The organism is Arthrobacter sp. D1-29 (genome assembly GCF_054130585.1).
The window spans coordinates 938369-952310 of sequence record NZ_CP096383.1; the positions used below are offsets into that span (position 1 = coordinate 938369).

Below are 13942 nucleotides of genomic sequence, written 5' to 3' on the forward strand. Positions count from 1 at the left end.
CTGCGTGGGCAGCATTGTTGAGGAGCTTGAAGGCACCCTCGGTCAGGAAAAAGTGAGCACCGACGAGGTCACCTTGGCCCGGTACGCCCTGGATCAGGGGCCAGTCCTGGACTACCAGCTGCCGGCTGCGGTGGTCTTCGCGGAGTCAACAGCCGACGTGCAATCGACGGTCCGGAGTTGTGCGGCCATGGGTGTGGCGCTGATAGCCCGTGGAGCGGGAACAGGGGTTTCCGGCGGTGCGCACGCCAGCAGGAACTGCGTGATCCTGTCCCTTGAACGGATGGACCGCATCCTGGACCTGAACCCGGATGACGAGACCGCCGTCGTCGAACCCGGAGTGGTCAACGCAGTCCTGAATGACGCCGCGGCGGCGCACGGGCTGATGTATGCGCCGGATCCGGCCAGCTTCCGCACCTCCACCATCGGGGGAAATGTGGCCACCAACGCCGGCGGCCTCCGCTGCGCCAAGTATGGCGTCACCAGGGATTCCGTCCTGGCACTGGACGTGGTGCTGGCCGACGGGTCCCTCATCCATACCGGCCACCAGACCTTCAAGGGCGTTGCAGGGTATGACCTCACAGGGCTTTTCGTCGGTTCCGAGGGGACGCTGGGAATCGTGGTGGGCGTAACTGTCCGGCTCAAATACCTGCCCCGGGACATCCACACCATCGCCGCCTTCTACCCGGACTTCCGGCTCGCCGCCGCCGGCGTCCTCGCGGTGGGCAGGGCGCGCGTTCAGCCTGCCATCATGGAACTGCTCGACGGCGGCACGCTGGCCCAGCTGGACAGCATCCACGGCTCGGACCTGAGTTCCCGGGGCCGGTCATTGCTCCTGATCCAGACGGACGGGTTCGGCGCCGCCGCGGAGGCGGACGTTGTCCGAAGGGTCCTGGCCGAGGGAGGAGCCGTAGTCACCATGGAGGCCAGCGCGGAGGCCGAGCACCTCGTGGAGCTGCGCCGGCACAGCAGGGGCGTGGAAGTGGATGACGAGTACAGGGTGGGCGAGGATGTGGCCGTGCCCCGCTCGCGCCTGGTTGATTACGTTGCCGCCCTGGAGGGCATGGCGGCCGCCCACGGAGTGAACCTTAAAGTGGTGGCGCACGCAGGCGACGGCAACCTCCATCCAACGTTCTGGGTGGACCGGCTGGACAATGCGGTGGATGAAGCCGCGATGGAGCGCCTGAACCTGGCATTGGACGCTTCCATTGACGCCGCGCTGGAGATGGGCGGCACCATCACCGGTGAGCACGGCATCGGACAGTACAAACTGCGCTGGCTGGGTCTGGAACAGCCTGAACCGGTCAGGGAGTTGCAGCGCAGGATCAAGCAACTGTTTGATCCGGCCGGAATCCTCAATCCCGGCAAGGCCATCTAGCCAACGCGAGACCCAAGTAAGTAGCAGTAAGTGTCGTTATGACCGCTCAAAACGACACATACTGCTACGTAGTAGTAGTTGGGGACGGGCAATCTGGATCGAGGGCTGTGTTTAGTCGTCCACGTCCGGGTACTCGTCGATGGATTCCTCCGGACCGTACCTGGATTCTTCAGTTTCAACTTCGAGGATCTTGAGAAGCTCAGTGTCCGGGTTCAGCATGATCGCGGCCTCGTCCCGGCGGTGTCGCAGGATGGAATCGATGTAGGACTGGACGGCCTCGGCAAGCGGGATGTGCCGCTCCTGCTTTTCTGACATGTACCAGCGGTGCTCCAGCACCTCGTGGACGGCTTCCGCGGGTTCAAGCTTGCCGGAGAGGTCGCGCGGAATGGAACGCACGATGGGCTCGAAGACCTGGCTGACCCAAAGGTGGGCGCTGTATTCCTCGTCCATGTCCGGATTGTTGTCGGCGCGGAACGTGTCCATGTCGTTGAGCAGCCGGCGGGCCTGGTTTTCCTGGGCGTCCAGCCCGGTCAGCCGCAGGAGGCGCCGCTGGTGGTGCCCTGCATCCACCACCTTGGGCTGCAGTTGGATGGTGGTGCCGTTCTGGGTGGTCTTGATCGCGTATTCTTCGACGTCGAATCCCAGTTCGTTGAGCCGGCGGATGCGCGCGCCCACCCGCCACCGTTCTCCGAGTTCGAAGGATTCCTTTTCCGTCAGTTCTGCCCAGAGCCGCCGGTAGCTGTCCATGATGAGTTCGCTGGTGGCCACAGGGTCCACCTTTTCCTCGATCAGGCCGCCGTCGAGCAGATCCATGAGCTCGCCGGCAATATTCACCCGGGCGATCTCGAGATCGTACTCCCGTTGTCCGGTGGAAAGATCCGGATACAGCTCACCCGTCTCGGCGTCTACAAGATAGGCAGCGAAAGCGCCGGCGTCACGGCGGAACAGCGTGTTGGACAGCGAAACGTCGCCCCAGTAGAAGCCGATGAGGTGCAGCCGCACCATCAGCAGCGCCTGGGCGTCGATGAGGCGGGTCAGCGTGTCTTTGCGCAGCATCTGGGAGAAGAGGGCACGGTACGGCATGGAGAATTTCAGGTGGCGGGTGACCAGCACGGGGTTCAGCGGCCTGCCATCCAGGGTGGTGCGGCCGGTGATGACCGCGACCGGCTCCACGCAGGGGACGTCCAGCCGTGCCAGTTTCCGGAGCATGTGGTACTCGTGGCGGGCGACGTGCTCCGAGGTTTCCTTGATGGCAATGACGGATCCGCCCAGGTGGGCGAAACGCACGATGTGCCGGGAGATGCCGCGGGGGAGGGCAGCGAGGTTTTCTGCAGGCCAGTCCTCAAGGGCGATGTGCCAGGGCAGGTCCAGGAGCTCCGGATCGGCCGCAGCGGCCGTGATGTTCAGTGAACTGGAAACCGCCGAGAGCTTGGAATCATTGGCGCTCGCGGCCTCGAACCGCGGCAGTTTGCCGATCTGCGCGTAGTCGGTGGGTTCGTCGTGCCACTGGGCGCTGTATTCCTCGGTCATGGGTTCAATTCTTCCGTACATAGGGGCGGCCGGCCTAAACATGTGGGTTAACGCCGACGGCGGCCCGTCCAGGAAGGAGGGCCGCCGTCGGTTAGTTAGCGATTGGGGATTCAGTCGCCCAGGCGCAGGCCGGTCTTGGTGTCGAACAGGTGCACGTGGCCCGACTGCGGACGGACGTAGATGGCCTCGCCCTTCATCGGGGGACGGCGGCCGTCGACGCGTGCCACGATGTCGTGGTCCTTGCCGTCCAGCGTGGTGTGGCCGTATACGTAGGCGTCGGCACCCAGCTCTTCAACAACGTCAACTTCAACCTTGAGGCCTTCGCCAGCCGGTGCGGTCTCGAGGTCCTCGGGGCGTGAGCCCAGGGTGACGGTGCTGCCGTGTGCTTCTTCGAGGACGTTGCGCGGCACGGGGTAAACCGTTCCGCCGAACTGGACGCCGCCGTCGACGACGGGGAGTTCGAGCAGGTTCATGGCGGGGGAGCCGATGAAGCCGGCAACGAAGACGTTCTTGGGCTTGTCGTAGAGGTTGCGCGGGGTGTCGACCTGCATCAGCAGGCCGTCCTTCAGCACAGCCACGCGGTCACCCATGGTCATGGCCTCGACCTGGTCGTGCGTCACGTAAACAGTGGTGACACCGAGGCGGCGGGTCAGGGATGCGATCTGCGTACGCGTCTGGACTCGGAGCTTTGCATCCAGGTTGGAAAGCGGCTCATCCATGAGGAAGACCTGCGGGTTACGCACGATGGCACGGCCCATGGCAACACGCTGGCGCTGGCCGCCGGAGAGTGCCTTCGGCTTGCGGTCCAAGTACGGCTCAAGGTCAAGGAGCTTGGCTGCTTCGCGGACACGCTCGGCGCGCTCTTCCTTGCTGACGCCGGCGATCTTCAGTGCGAAGCCCATGTTGTCTGCAACCGTCATGTGCGGGTACAGCGCGTAGTTCTGGAACACCATGGCGATGTCGCGGTCCTTCGGCGGGACGTCGGTGACGTCGCGGTCGCCAATGAGGATACGGCCGGCGTTGACGTCCTCAAGGCCTGCGAGCATGCGCAGCGAGGTGGACTTACCGCAACCGGAGGGTCCAACGAGGACCAGGAATTCGCCATCGGCGATGTCGATGTTGAGCTTATCGACGGCGGGCTTTTCTGTGCCCGGGTACAGACGCGTAGCGTTATCAAAAGTAACTGTAGCCACAGTTATCAATCCCTTCACCGGCAGGTACGTGCCGGACGATCCGTTGTGAATGGTTCATGTAATTCAGTTATTTGTTGCTTAACCGCTCATATTGCTTGAAACTCCCCGGCCGAGGCCGAGGAGCTTCGCGTGACACCGCACGGTTCTTGTGCGCCACATCACAACCAAGAGTATGTCAGATGAATGGTGAAACGGTGCAAATGTTACGGAGGTCACATGTGACCTTGGATATGCCCGCTAACTTCCCAGCTGTCCAGGCGCTTCCTCCGCCACCGCCAGGCTTCGCTCATGCAGCAGCGTTTCCAGCAGTTCCGCGACGTGCACCGGGGCCTCCACCCGGAACTCGGCCTGGGTAAAGTCGAGCCCCACCTTGACGCCCACGTCGCCGGGTTCCAGCCTGGCCAGGGCGTCCTCATCCGTTGTGTCGTCACCGGCAAAAAGGACCGATGTTGCTCCGGTGATCTGGCGCAGGAACGTCACAGCTTCGCCCTTTGAAGCATTCACCACGGACGTCTCCAGGACGCGCTTGCCGGTCTTGAGGAAAACGCCCTTGCGCTCCTGCAGCAGCGACAGGGCTGCGGCCACGGCGTCCTCGGCAACGTCGTCGGCGGCAAGCCTGGTATGCAGGACCACTCCGGCGGGCTTCTCTTCCAGGAGAGTGCCCGGAGCCTCCGCCACGATGCCCTCAAGGATGCTGCGGACCTCGCCAAGCAGCTCCCGCTGGTGCTCATCCAGGGTCAGCTCCGTGGAGCCGGGGCCGAGCCAGGCTTCGGCGCCATGGCTGCCAATCAGCAGCGTGTCCACAGGGGGTGACGCGACGCCACGGAGGCTGCCGAGGGCACGCCCTGAGATGAGCGCCGTCGTCGTCCTGGGTAGGGCGGCAAGGCCCGCAAAAGCGATCGCCGATCGCGGAAGCGGCCGGGCGTCGTCGGCGCGGTTAACGATGGGGGAGATGGTGCCGTCAAAGTCCATGGCAACCAGCAGGTGTTCAGTCTGCGCGACCCTCCGGATCGCCTCACGGAGCTCAGGAGAAAGGGTCAGCGGGCCCTTGGCGGGGCGGGTATCAGGAGTCATCGCGGACCACTTTCTCGTTGAGGGCAGTCAGGAAGTCCGCGGACCAGTGGTCCACGTCGTGTTCAAGGATCTGCTTGCGCATGGCCCGCATGCGCCGTGCGGCGTCCTTGGGGGACATGTTGACGGCCCTCATGATGGTGTCCTTGAGGCCGTCAATGTCATGCGGGTTCATCAGCAGCGCCTGCTTGAGCTGGTCCGCCGCGCCGGCGAACTCGCTGAGTACCAGGGCGCCGTTGTTGTCCCTGCGGGCCGTCACATACTCCTTGGCCACAAGGTTCATGCCGTCACGGAGGGCGGTCACCAGCATGACGTCGGCGGCAAGGTACAGGGCCACCATCTCCTCCACCGGGTAGCTGTGGTGCAGGTAGCGGACGGCGGTGTTCTCGATGGTGTCGTACGTGCCGTTGATGTGGCCCACTGTTCCCTCCACCTCCTCACGCAGCAGCCGGTACTGCTCCACCCGCTCACGGCTGGGGCTGGCCACCTGGATCAGGGTGGCGTCGCCCACCGTGAGCTTGCCTTCGTTCAGGAGTTCCTCGTAGGCCTTGAGCCGGTGCCTGATGCCCTTGGTGTAGTCCAGCCTGTCAACACCGAGCAGGATGGTCTTGGGATTGCCGAGGTCCTGCCGGATCTGGCGGGCCCGTTCAATGATGTCCGGGTTGCTGGCCAGCTCACTGATATGGCCCACGTCGATGGAAATGGGGAAGGCCTGGGCCCGGGCAATGTGCGTAACCTGATCATCCTGGCCCTTGACGTGCACCTGCTGCTGCTTGACGCTGGCACCCAGGAAGCGCCGCGCTGAGCGCATGAAGTTGCCGGCGTCGCTGGCGCGCTGGAAGCCCACCAGGTCAGCGCCCAGCAGCCCGTCAATGATGGCCTGCCGCCAGGGAAGTTGGGCGAAGATCTCGGGAGGCGGGAACGGGATGTGGTTGAAGAACCCGATCCGTAGGTCCGGCCGCGCTTCGCGCAGCATCCTCGGCACCAGCTGCAGCTGGTAATCCTGGATCCACACCGTGGCGCCTTCGTCAGCATGGCGGACGACGGCGTCGGCGAACCTTCTGTTGACCCTGCGGTAGGCATCCCACCAGGTCCGGTGGAACTCCGGCGGGGCGATGACGTCGTGATACAGCGGCCACAGCGTGGCGTTAGAGAACCCTTCGTAATACAGCTCAACGTCCTCGGTGCTGAGCTGAACCGGGACGAGGTCCATCCCGCCGTGGCTGAAAGGCTTAACCGTCTCGTCGGGAGCTCCGTGCCACCCCACCCACGCGCCGTCGGTCTTGGTCATCATGGGAGCGAGCGCGGTCACCAGGCCGCCGGGCGAGCGGCGCCACCCGCTGCCGTCATCGCCGCCCTCTCCCGTGGCGCAGCGGTCCACAGGCAGCCTGTTGGACACCACCATGAAGTCGTACTTCGTCCCGGTGCTGTGGCCATTCGCGGCGGTGCCGGCATCAGGTACAGCTATGGGTTTTTCTTGGACAGGTGTTTGCATTGCGGACCCCTTGGGTTTGCTTGTGCCTCTCTGCCCACCATAACGGGACGGAATCTTCCGTGCTATTCGTCCGTTGGTCATTCTGGAGGAATGCTTGAAGGCGCAAGCTCTCAGCTTTCTCCCCTAAAATGATGGAGTTGCCACTGAGTGGTCCCCCCACGTCGATCGACCCAAGGAACACATGAGCCCCGCAAACGAAGTACGTAAGTCCAAGGCTGAGCGAACCGCGGAGGCACGCGAAAAAGCGCGCCTGATCCGCGAGGCCCAGCTGAAAAAGGACAAGCGCAACAAGCTGCTGATCGGCTGGGGCATCGTGGTGGCAGTGGTTGCAATCCTGGCGGTGGTAGCGCTGGTGGTAACCACCAGCATGCGGCAGAACGCAGAGATTGCCGAGCAGGGTCCCACCCCCGCAAACGGCAACATTTATGGCGGCGTCACATTACTCGCCAATACCGAAGTAGCCCCGACCGAGCCAGCCACCGTGAACGTGGCGGACCTGCCGGGTCCGCCGGAAACTGCCCCGGCCGAAGTGGTGGCCCCCGGGGCCGAAGCCGAAGAGGGCAAGCCCGTGAAGGTGGTTCTTTACATCGACTTCATCTGCCCCGCCTGCAAGAGCTTCGAGGCCCAGAACAACGCGCAGCTGACCACCCTTCGGAACGAGGGCAAGATTTCCGTGGAGTACCGCCCGCTGGGCTTCCTGGACACGCGGTCCACCACCAACTACTCCTCCCGCGCAGCCAACGCTGCCGCCTGTGTTGTCAACGAATCCCCGGAAAAGTACGCGGAGTTCGTGGACGAGCTGTTCGCTCAGCAGCCCAAAGAAGGTGGAGCGGGCCTGTCCGACAATGACCTGAAGAAGATGGCCACGGACATTGGCGCCAAGAATATCGATGCCTGCGTGGACAACAAGACCTACCGCCCCTACGTGGCGTACACCACCAAGCAGGCCGCGTCCATCGGCGTGACCGGCACGCCTACTGTGTTTGTGGACGGCAAGCAGTGGGGCAAGGGCGCCAGCGCCCAGACCCCGTTCCCCGAGTTCCTCCAGGCCGCGATCGACGCTAAGGGCTGATCAACACCAGCCCAAAGAATGGCCCGGCCTGGAATCAATTCCCGGGCCGGGCCGTTCTTTTGCGGAGTGGCTGCAGCTCCCTTTGTGGAACGTGGGGTCCACGCGTTTTTACCAGCGGCCGGAGTTGGGCTAACCTTATCTAGCGCCGTTTAGGCGTTCGCCCGCAGGGGCACGCCTCCTTAGCTCAGTTGGCCAGAGCACCGCTCTTGTAAAGCGGGGGTCGTCGGTTCGAATCCGACAGGAGGCTCCATTTCTCCAGCCGGTCCAGCGTGAACTGACCCAGGCCTGATCCTTATCGATCAGCTCAATCCTTGTCGATCAGCTCAAGCAGTTTTTTGGCGGCGTCCCGGATGTCATCGTGCCCGTACTGGCCGGCCCGGCTTTCCAATGAAATCACGGCGCACCGGTGCACCTTTTTGAAGTCTCCGAAAGGAAAGCTCACGCTGCCTTTGGTGCCATCTGATTCTTCGTCGTCCCGGCCCAGATGCCATTCCGCGAAATCGGCGAAACCGTGCTTGTCGATAAATTTGTTCTCAACTTCAGTCGAAGGCGCGTGTTCGCTCCAGTCATCACGGATATCGCGTTCAACCTTTCCGCTCTCAACAAGTTTCCGGGCGTACGCCAACGCCTTACGGTTAAGTTTGACGGCCATGCTGCCTCCTAAGCCACGGGTTCTGCCGGCGCTTTCAGCCTAGGACTTCCCGGCGGCAGCCACCACGGCCTGGAAGCGAAAATTCGGGGGCACATGTAGTTCCGGACTTCCCCTGGCTGCTAATAGCAGGACCGTTAATACCTGGGAGACGGTGCCGAAACGCGCCCACAACATTCGCCGCCTATTTTCAGTACATGACTTTCCGTCTCTTGGCCCGCCTCCGCTCCCGCCTGGCGGACGTCTTTCTGTGTGAATCCGTTGATCAGGCTGCTGGAGCCATGGCTGACGCCACCCGCTGGGGCTGGTTGCCCGCCCTGAGCGGGGTGGCGGCAGGGGCAGATGAGGCTATGGCGGCACATGCAGGGGCAAGTGTGCCACCGTCCCAAGGCTTCGCCGGCAGACTGTAAAAGGGCGGACCATAAAAGGGCTTGGGCGGTGGAAATGTCCGCCGTGCAATTGACCGGATGGCTCCTTGGAAATGGCGCCCAAATGAATGGGGAGTGTCTGCTGGGGCACACTTTTCTCCAAGGAACGGCATAATGACCTAAACTGCTTCACTGAGGTGCCTGAAATGGTGCTGCGCAGCAACGAAAGTGAACCCCGCTATGGCTACCGATTACGACGCTCCACGCAACAAGACAGACGAAGAGTCTTCCGCCGAATCGCTGGAGGCCCTGCAGGCCTCCCGCAGCGGTAATGCACAGACCGCGGTGATTGACGTTGACGAGAACGACACCGCCGAAGGCATCGACCTGCCCGGCGCTGACCTCTCCGGTGAAGAACTGACGGTCATCGTTGTTCCGGAGCAGTCCGACGAATTTACCTGTTCCTCCTGCTTCTTGGTCCGCCACAGGTCCCAGGTTGCCCGCGAAAAGAACGGCCTGAAGTACTGCCGGGAATGCGAAGGCTGACTCACTCCTGCATGATCGTCAAGCGCCGGCCACCGTGGGGTGGCCGGCGCTTTTGTGTCTCGGTTAGGCAACGTTATAAGGCATAACGGAAGGGTCCAGAAACGGCGTCGATCAGGTTTCTTTAGGCCCAAAAACCCCGCTGGGATTACACCGGCGTGATCGGAATAAGGCGTCATTAACGGTTCCGCGCCGAAGCGGCCACAAGCCTCGTTTGCCGCCCTGTGCGCTCCTACGCTTGAGCTATCCAATCACTCGAAAGGTGACCCACAATGAAAAAGATTCATACGTGGCTGGCAGTCATTCTGATGGCTGTCGGATTGGGTTTCGTGGCTCCGGGGCCCGCCTCGGCAACCACATCCTATTGCGGACTTGTTTGGGGGTCGCAGGCTGAATCAAAGTCAGCGATGAGCGCCGCATCAGTAACCAACGTTCGGACGGGGCAGCACTACTGCTTCGACCGGATGGTGGTTGATCTCAACGGCCCTGTGGCCGGCTACCATGTCCGCTACGTCGATGCCGTAAGACAGGACGGTTCCGGGCATACGGTTCCTCTGCGGGGGAGGGCGTTCCTCCAGGTCACTGTGACTGCGCCGTCCTACGACATCCAGACCGGTGGCGCTACGTACAGCCCGGCTAACCAAGCCGAACTGACCAACGTGGCGGGTTACCAGACCTTCCGTCAGGTAGCTTGGGCAGGCAGCTTTGAAGGCTCCACCGACATCGGCGTGGGTGTCCGCGCGCGGCTCCCGTTCCGGGTACTCACCCTGGACGGGCCGGGCTCCGGCTCCCGTTTGGTAGTGGACGTGGCGCACTTCTGGTGACCTTTGGTTCGACGGTGAACCGGCGTTGAGATAGGCACAGCAAACCCAAAAACGGCACCCTGTTCCGGAAAATCCGGGACAGGGTGCCGTTCTGTGCGCTCATGGCCGAGCGGCTGATGGGGTGGCGGCTACTCCGGCACTACCAGCGCGGGGGTATCGCGGCGGATGGTTTCGCCACGGAAGAATCCCGGCCGCAGGCGGGCCATGATGAGCATAAACACCGCTCCGAGGGCCAGGATTCCGATGCCCAGGACAAAGACCAGGCCAACACCGAACACCTCGGAACCGCTGCCGAACTCCGGGGCCAGGCTGTCTACGGCGGTCTGAATGAACACCACAAAGAGTCCGACTCCGCCCAGCAGCGGGCACAGCAGCCGAAGCGTGAAGTTGCGGACGCTGCTGAACACGCTGTTCCGGAAGTACCAGGCGCAGGCGATGGCGGTGAGTCCGTAGTAGAAGCAGATCATCAGGCCCAGCGCCAGGATGGTGTCATTCAGGACGTTCTCGCTGATGATGTGCATGGCAGCGTAGAACCCTGCGGACAGGACGCCGGCGGCAATGATGGCGGTGCGCGGCGTCGCGAAGCGTTTGCTCAGGCGGCTGAGCGGCTTGGGAAGTGCGCCGTAGTGGGACATGGCCAGCAGGCTGCGGGACGGCGACATGAACGTGGACTGCAGCGAAGCGGCAGAGCTGGACAACACCGCCAGCGACATCAGGATGGCGAACGGTCCCATGATGGGGGAAGCCAGTGCGGTGAAGATGTTTTCCTGGTTATCGGGGTTGCTGAGCCCGTTGCCGGTATCGCCGATGCCGGCGAACATCATGGTGGAGATGCTGATCAGCAGGTAGATGCCCAGGACGATGACCGCGGTCAGGGTCCCGGCCAGTCCAGCCGTCTTCTTGCCGTTGGTGGTTTCCTCGTTCACGGTGAGGCACACATCCCAGCCCCAGTAGACAAAAATGGAGAGCGAGATGCCGGCCGCGATCTGGCCGAACGTCTCGATCTTGGTGACGTCAAACCACTCCCAGCTGAACGGGATGGCCGTTTCGGACGTGGACCAGTTGGCGAAGGCCATGGCCACGAACAGGCCCAGGACCAGCAGCTGGAATCCCACCAGGCCGTACTGCACCAGTTTGGTGGTGTGCATGCCGCGGTAGCTGATCCACACCGCCAGGGCCACGAAGACAAAGCAGGTCAGCACGTTGAGCGGTTTGTTGGCGGCGAGCTCGGCCAGTTCTGGTGAACCGGTGAGCTGGGAGAGGAAAAGGTAGAAGAAGTCCACTGCCACGGCGGCCAGGTTGGACAGCACAATGATGTTGGCGGCAAGGAGCCCCCAGCCGCCCATCCAGCCAACCCACGGGCCGAAGGCCTTGGTGACCCAGGTGAAGGTGGTGCCGCTGTCCGGGGAATCGGCGTTGAGTTCCCGGTAGGCCAGCGAGACCAGGATCATGGGGATGAACCCGATCAGGAAGATGACCGGCAACTGGAGCCCGGCCTCATTGATGGTGGGGCCCAGCGCGCTGGTCAGTGTGTAGGCGGGAGCGATGGTGGAGATGCCAAGGACCACCACGGCCAGGAGGCCCAGCTGGCCGCCCTTCAGTCCTTTGGCGCTGATGCCGTGGGCGGAGCCCGGGGCGTCGGCCCCGGGGCCGGCGGCTACTCCGGTTGCGGTGCTGTTACGGATGGTGTGGGTCATGTCCGTACTTTCTTGAGGGCAGCAGGCTGCTGTTGGGTGATGCAGTGGATACCGCCGCCGCGGGCGAAGAGTTCCCGTGCGTCAATACTGACAATCCGGCGGCCGGGATAGGCCTCGGCCAGGATCTGGAGGGCCTTGTCGTCGTTGGGGTCGCTGAAGCTGCAGGCGATGACCCCTCCGTTGACCGCCACGTGATTGATGTAGCTGTAGTCCACAAAGCCTTCGTCGTCTGTGAGGGCCTCAGGCGCGGGAACCTCCACGATGTCCCATTCTCGGCCTGCAGCGTCGCGCGTGGTGCGCAGGTAGCTGATGATGTCCCGGCAGACGTCGAAGTCAGGGTGTGCCGGATTCTGCTGCGAATGGACCAGCAGTGTGCCGGGGGAGGGGATGGCTGCCACGATGTCCACGTGGCCGCGGGTGCCGAAACGTTCCGAGTCCCGGGTCAGGCCGCGGGGGAGCCAGATGACGTGGGTGGCGCCCAGCGTGCGGGCCAGTTCGGCTTCCACATCGGCCTTGCTGAGGCCAGGGTTGCGTCCGGGGTCCAGCTGAACAGTCTCGGTGACCAGCACCGTTCCCGCACCGTCCACCTGCAACCCGCCGCCCTCGTTCACCAGTGGGGAAACAACGTGGTGGGACCCAGAGCGGGCGGAAATTTCGGCGGCGATCAGGGCGTCCTTGTCCCAGCGCGCCCAATCCTGTGCACCCCAACCGTTGAAGACCCAGTCGACGGCGCCGCGGCACCCGTGCTGGTCAAGGACAAAAGTTGGGCCGATGTCCCGCATCCAGGCATCGTTGAGCGGAGCAACGAGCACCTCGATGTCCTGATGCAGATAGCGGGCGGCGATGTCGACGTCGTCGGGGTTTACCACCATGGTGACGGGTTCGAACTCGACGGCGGCATTCGCGACAGCAGCCCATGTGGACCGGGCGGCGTGGGCGGCTTCCTCGGAATCGCCCAGCGTGTAGCCGCCGGTTGGGAAGGCCATCCAGAGGCGTTCCTGCGGGGCTGTCTCAGCGGGCATGCGCCAGGTGCTCATGCTGTTGCCTCCAGATAGGCCTGCGCTTCTCCGCCCAGGGGCTGGCCGGGGCGGACGGGTTCGGTGAGTCGTCCATACGTGTCCGGACGCCGTGTGGCCAGGAACGGGAAGAGCGTCAGCCAATCCCGCCGCTGGTCAAGGTCAAGGTCTGCCACCAGCACCGCGGACTGGTCGCGCGGCGCCTGGACCAGGATCCGGCCGTACGGATCGGAGATGAAGGAGGAACCGTAAAAGCTCAGTGTTCCTTCATTGCCCCAGCGGTTGGGCGCCACCATAAACAGTCCGTTGGCGATGCCGTTGCCCACGATCACCTGCTGCCACAGCGGCTGCGTGTCCAGGTCCGGGTGGTCAGGTTCAGAGCCAATGGCAGTGGGGTAGACCAGGATTTCGGCCCCGCCGAGGGAGTAAAGGCGGGCCACTTCTGGGAACCATTCGTCCCAGCAGGTGGGCATGCCCAGCCGTGCGCCATTGAGTTCTGCGGGCGAGTGGACCTCATAGGCGTCAGCGGCTGCGGGACCTTTACGGAAGAACTTGTCCTCGTAATAGCCGGCCGTCACGGGAATGTGCAGCTTGTGTGTGCGGGCCAGCAGTTCGCCCTCAGGCGAGACCAGGATGGCCGTGTTGAGGCCCAGTCCGTCATCCGAGCCGTCCGGGTTGTCTGCGCGCTGATAGAGCGAGGCATGGACAGAGACGCCGTGACGGAGTGCTGCAGCGGCAGCGAACTGGAAGGTGGGTCCCGTGAGCAGATCCTCGGCAGCGTCTGAGGGCCTGGGCCGTACCACTCCCGGCCGGGAAGTGTCATTGACCGGCAGGGTGTCTGCCGGGTAGCGCGAGAGCGTCAGCTCAGGCAGGAACACCACTGTGGCTCCGAGCCTGGCGGCCCGTCCGATGCCTTCGTCGAGTTCGGCGCGCAGGACAGCGTCGTCTGCGTTCCAGCGGTGCTGTACCACTCCCACCCGGAGGGCGGGGCGATCGGACGGCGCTGTCCGTGCAGGGGAGGCTGGTGCATCAAGGCAGGAAATTTCAATCATGTGGCTACTCCAGTGAGACGATCGTCACTAAATGAATGACGTTCATTTAGTATGGAG

13 protein-coding genes and 1 tRNA gene are annotated in these 13942 nt (G+C 63.3%); 6 read left to right on the forward strand and 8 right to left on the reverse strand.

What is annotated here, in order from left to right; all coding sequences use genetic code 11:
• Positions 1-4 precede the first annotated feature (4 nt).
• Complete coding sequence (locus M1E17_RS04445) at positions 5-1375, forward strand: FAD-binding oxidoreductase (protein WP_457965721.1); 1371 nt, start codon at positions 5-7, stop codon at positions 1373-1375.
• A gap of 111 nt (positions 1376-1486) precedes the next feature.
• Here M1E17_RS04445 and M1E17_RS04450 read toward each other — a convergent pair whose 3' ends face one another.
• The 4 genes from M1E17_RS04450 to otsA form a co-directional block, all read right to left on the reverse strand.
• The gene (locus M1E17_RS04450; RefSeq protein ID WP_457965722.1) at positions 1487-2905 is read right to left on the reverse strand and encodes a DUF4032 domain-containing protein; all 1419 of its coding nucleotides are present in this window, start codon (positions 2903-2905) and stop codon (positions 1487-1489) included.
• Between the two features lie 110 nt (positions 2906-3015).
• Complete coding sequence (locus tag M1E17_RS04455; RefSeq protein WP_457965724.1) at positions 3016-4098, reverse strand: ABC transporter ATP-binding protein; 1083 nt, start codon at positions 4096-4098, stop codon at positions 3016-3018.
• A gap of 237 nt (positions 4099-4335) precedes the next feature.
• Positions 4336-5172 carry a trehalose-phosphatase gene (otsB, locus tag M1E17_RS04460; protein WP_457965725.1) on the reverse strand — a complete coding sequence of 279 codons (837 nt, stop codon included), beginning with the start codon at positions 5170-5172 and terminating at the stop codon, positions 4336-4338.
• Positions 5162-6664, reverse strand: a complete 1503-nt coding sequence (gene otsA / locus M1E17_RS04465) for an alpha,alpha-trehalose-phosphate synthase (UDP-forming) (RefSeq protein WP_457965727.1) — start codon at positions 6662-6664, stop codon at positions 5162-5164. The genes otsB and otsA overlap by 11 nt, the downstream gene beginning before the upstream one ends.
• Before the next feature lie 181 nt (positions 6665-6845).
• On the opposite strand from otsA, the gene M1E17_RS04470 reads away from it, so the two are divergent.
• The gene (locus tag M1E17_RS04470) at positions 6846-7736 is read left to right on the forward strand and encodes a DsbA family protein (protein WP_457965728.1); all 891 of its coding nucleotides are present in this window, start codon (positions 6846-6848) and stop codon (positions 7734-7736) included.
• 173 nt (positions 7737-7909) lie between these two features.
• Positions 7910-7986: transfer RNA gene (locus M1E17_RS04475), tRNA-Thr, on the forward strand.
• Positions 7987-8040: 54 nt separating this feature from the next.
• On the opposite strand, the gene M1E17_RS04480 is transcribed toward M1E17_RS04475, so the two are convergent.
• Positions 8041-8388, reverse strand: a complete 348-nt coding sequence (locus M1E17_RS04480; RefSeq protein WP_457965730.1) for a hypothetical protein — start codon at positions 8386-8388, stop codon at positions 8041-8043.
• 194 nt (positions 8389-8582) lie between these two features.
• On the opposite strand from M1E17_RS04480, the gene M1E17_RS04485 reads away from it, so the two are divergent.
• From M1E17_RS04485 to M1E17_RS04495, 3 genes are all read left to right on the forward strand, one after another.
• Positions 8583-8795 (forward strand): hypothetical protein, encoded by a 213-nt coding sequence (locus tag M1E17_RS04485; protein ID WP_457965731.1) that lies wholly within the window; start codon positions 8583-8585, stop codon positions 8793-8795.
• Positions 8796-8993: 198 nt separating this feature from the next.
• A complete protein-coding gene (locus M1E17_RS04490; RefSeq protein WP_457965733.1) occupies positions 8994-9299 on the forward strand; it encodes a DUF4193 domain-containing protein in 306 nt (101 codons plus the stop codon).
• A gap of 269 nt (positions 9300-9568) precedes the next feature.
• Positions 9569-10120, forward strand: coding sequence for an AMIN-like domain-containing (lipo)protein (locus M1E17_RS04495; protein ID WP_457965734.1), 552 nt, complete (start codon positions 9569-9571; stop codon positions 10118-10120).
• A gap of 128 nt (positions 10121-10248) precedes the next feature.
• On the opposite strand, the gene M1E17_RS04500 is transcribed toward M1E17_RS04495, so the two are convergent.
• The 3 genes from M1E17_RS04500 to M1E17_RS04510 are packed head-to-tail and all read right to left on the reverse strand — an operon-like array spanning position 10249 to position 13885.
• A complete protein-coding gene (locus M1E17_RS04500; protein WP_457965735.1) occupies positions 10249-11817 on the reverse strand; it encodes an APC family permease in 1569 nt (522 codons plus the stop codon).
• On the reverse strand, positions 11814-12854 hold the full coding sequence (locus tag M1E17_RS04505; RefSeq protein ID WP_457965736.1) for an agmatine deiminase family protein: 1041 nt from the start codon (positions 12852-12854) through the stop codon (positions 11814-11816). Before M1E17_RS04505 ends, M1E17_RS04500 begins: the two co-directional genes overlap by 4 nt.
• Positions 12851-13885 carry a nitrilase-related carbon-nitrogen hydrolase gene (locus M1E17_RS04510; protein ID WP_457965737.1) on the reverse strand — a complete coding sequence of 345 codons (1035 nt, stop codon included), beginning with the start codon at positions 13883-13885 and terminating at the stop codon, positions 12851-12853. Before M1E17_RS04510 ends, M1E17_RS04505 begins: the two co-directional genes overlap by 4 nt.
• Positions 13886-13942 lie beyond the last annotated feature (57 nt).

Coding starts and splice junctions, on each gene's coding strand:
- M1E17_RS04505 (WP_457965736.1), bottom strand. CDS start 12,854: ATGAGCACCTGGCGCATGCCCGCTGAGACAGCCCCGCAGGAACGCCTC.
- M1E17_RS04470 (WP_457965728.1), top strand. CDS start 6,846: ATGAGCCCCGCAAACGAAGTACGTAAGTCCAAGGCTGAGCGAACCGCG.
- M1E17_RS04480 (WP_457965730.1), bottom strand. CDS start 8,388: ATGGCCGTCAAACTTAACCGTAAGGCGTTGGCGTACGCCCGGAAACTT.
- otsB (WP_457965725.1), bottom strand. CDS start 5,172: ATGACTCCTGATACCCGCCCCGCCAAGGGCCCGCTGACCCTTTCTCCT.
- M1E17_RS04490 (WP_457965733.1), top strand. CDS start 8,994: ATGGCTACCGATTACGACGCTCCACGCAACAAGACAGACGAAGAGTCT.
- M1E17_RS04495 (WP_457965734.1), top strand. CDS start 9,569: ATGAAAAAGATTCATACGTGGCTGGCAGTCATTCTGATGGCTGTCGGA.
- M1E17_RS04485 (WP_457965731.1), top strand. CDS start 8,583: ATGACTTTCCGTCTCTTGGCCCGCCTCCGCTCCCGCCTGGCGGACGTC.
- M1E17_RS04500 (WP_457965735.1), bottom strand. CDS start 11,817: ATGACCCACACCATCCGTAACAGCACCGCAACCGGAGTAGCCGCCGGC.
- M1E17_RS04510 (WP_457965737.1), bottom strand. CDS start 13,885: ATGATTGAAATTTCCTGCCTTGATGCACCAGCCTCCCCTGCACGGACA.
- otsA (WP_457965727.1), bottom strand. CDS start 6,664: ATGCAAACACCTGTCCAAGAAAAACCCATAGCTGTACCTGATGCCGGC.
- M1E17_RS04450 (WP_457965722.1), bottom strand. CDS start 2,905: ATGACCGAGGAATACAGCGCCCAGTGGCACGACGAACCCACCGACTAC.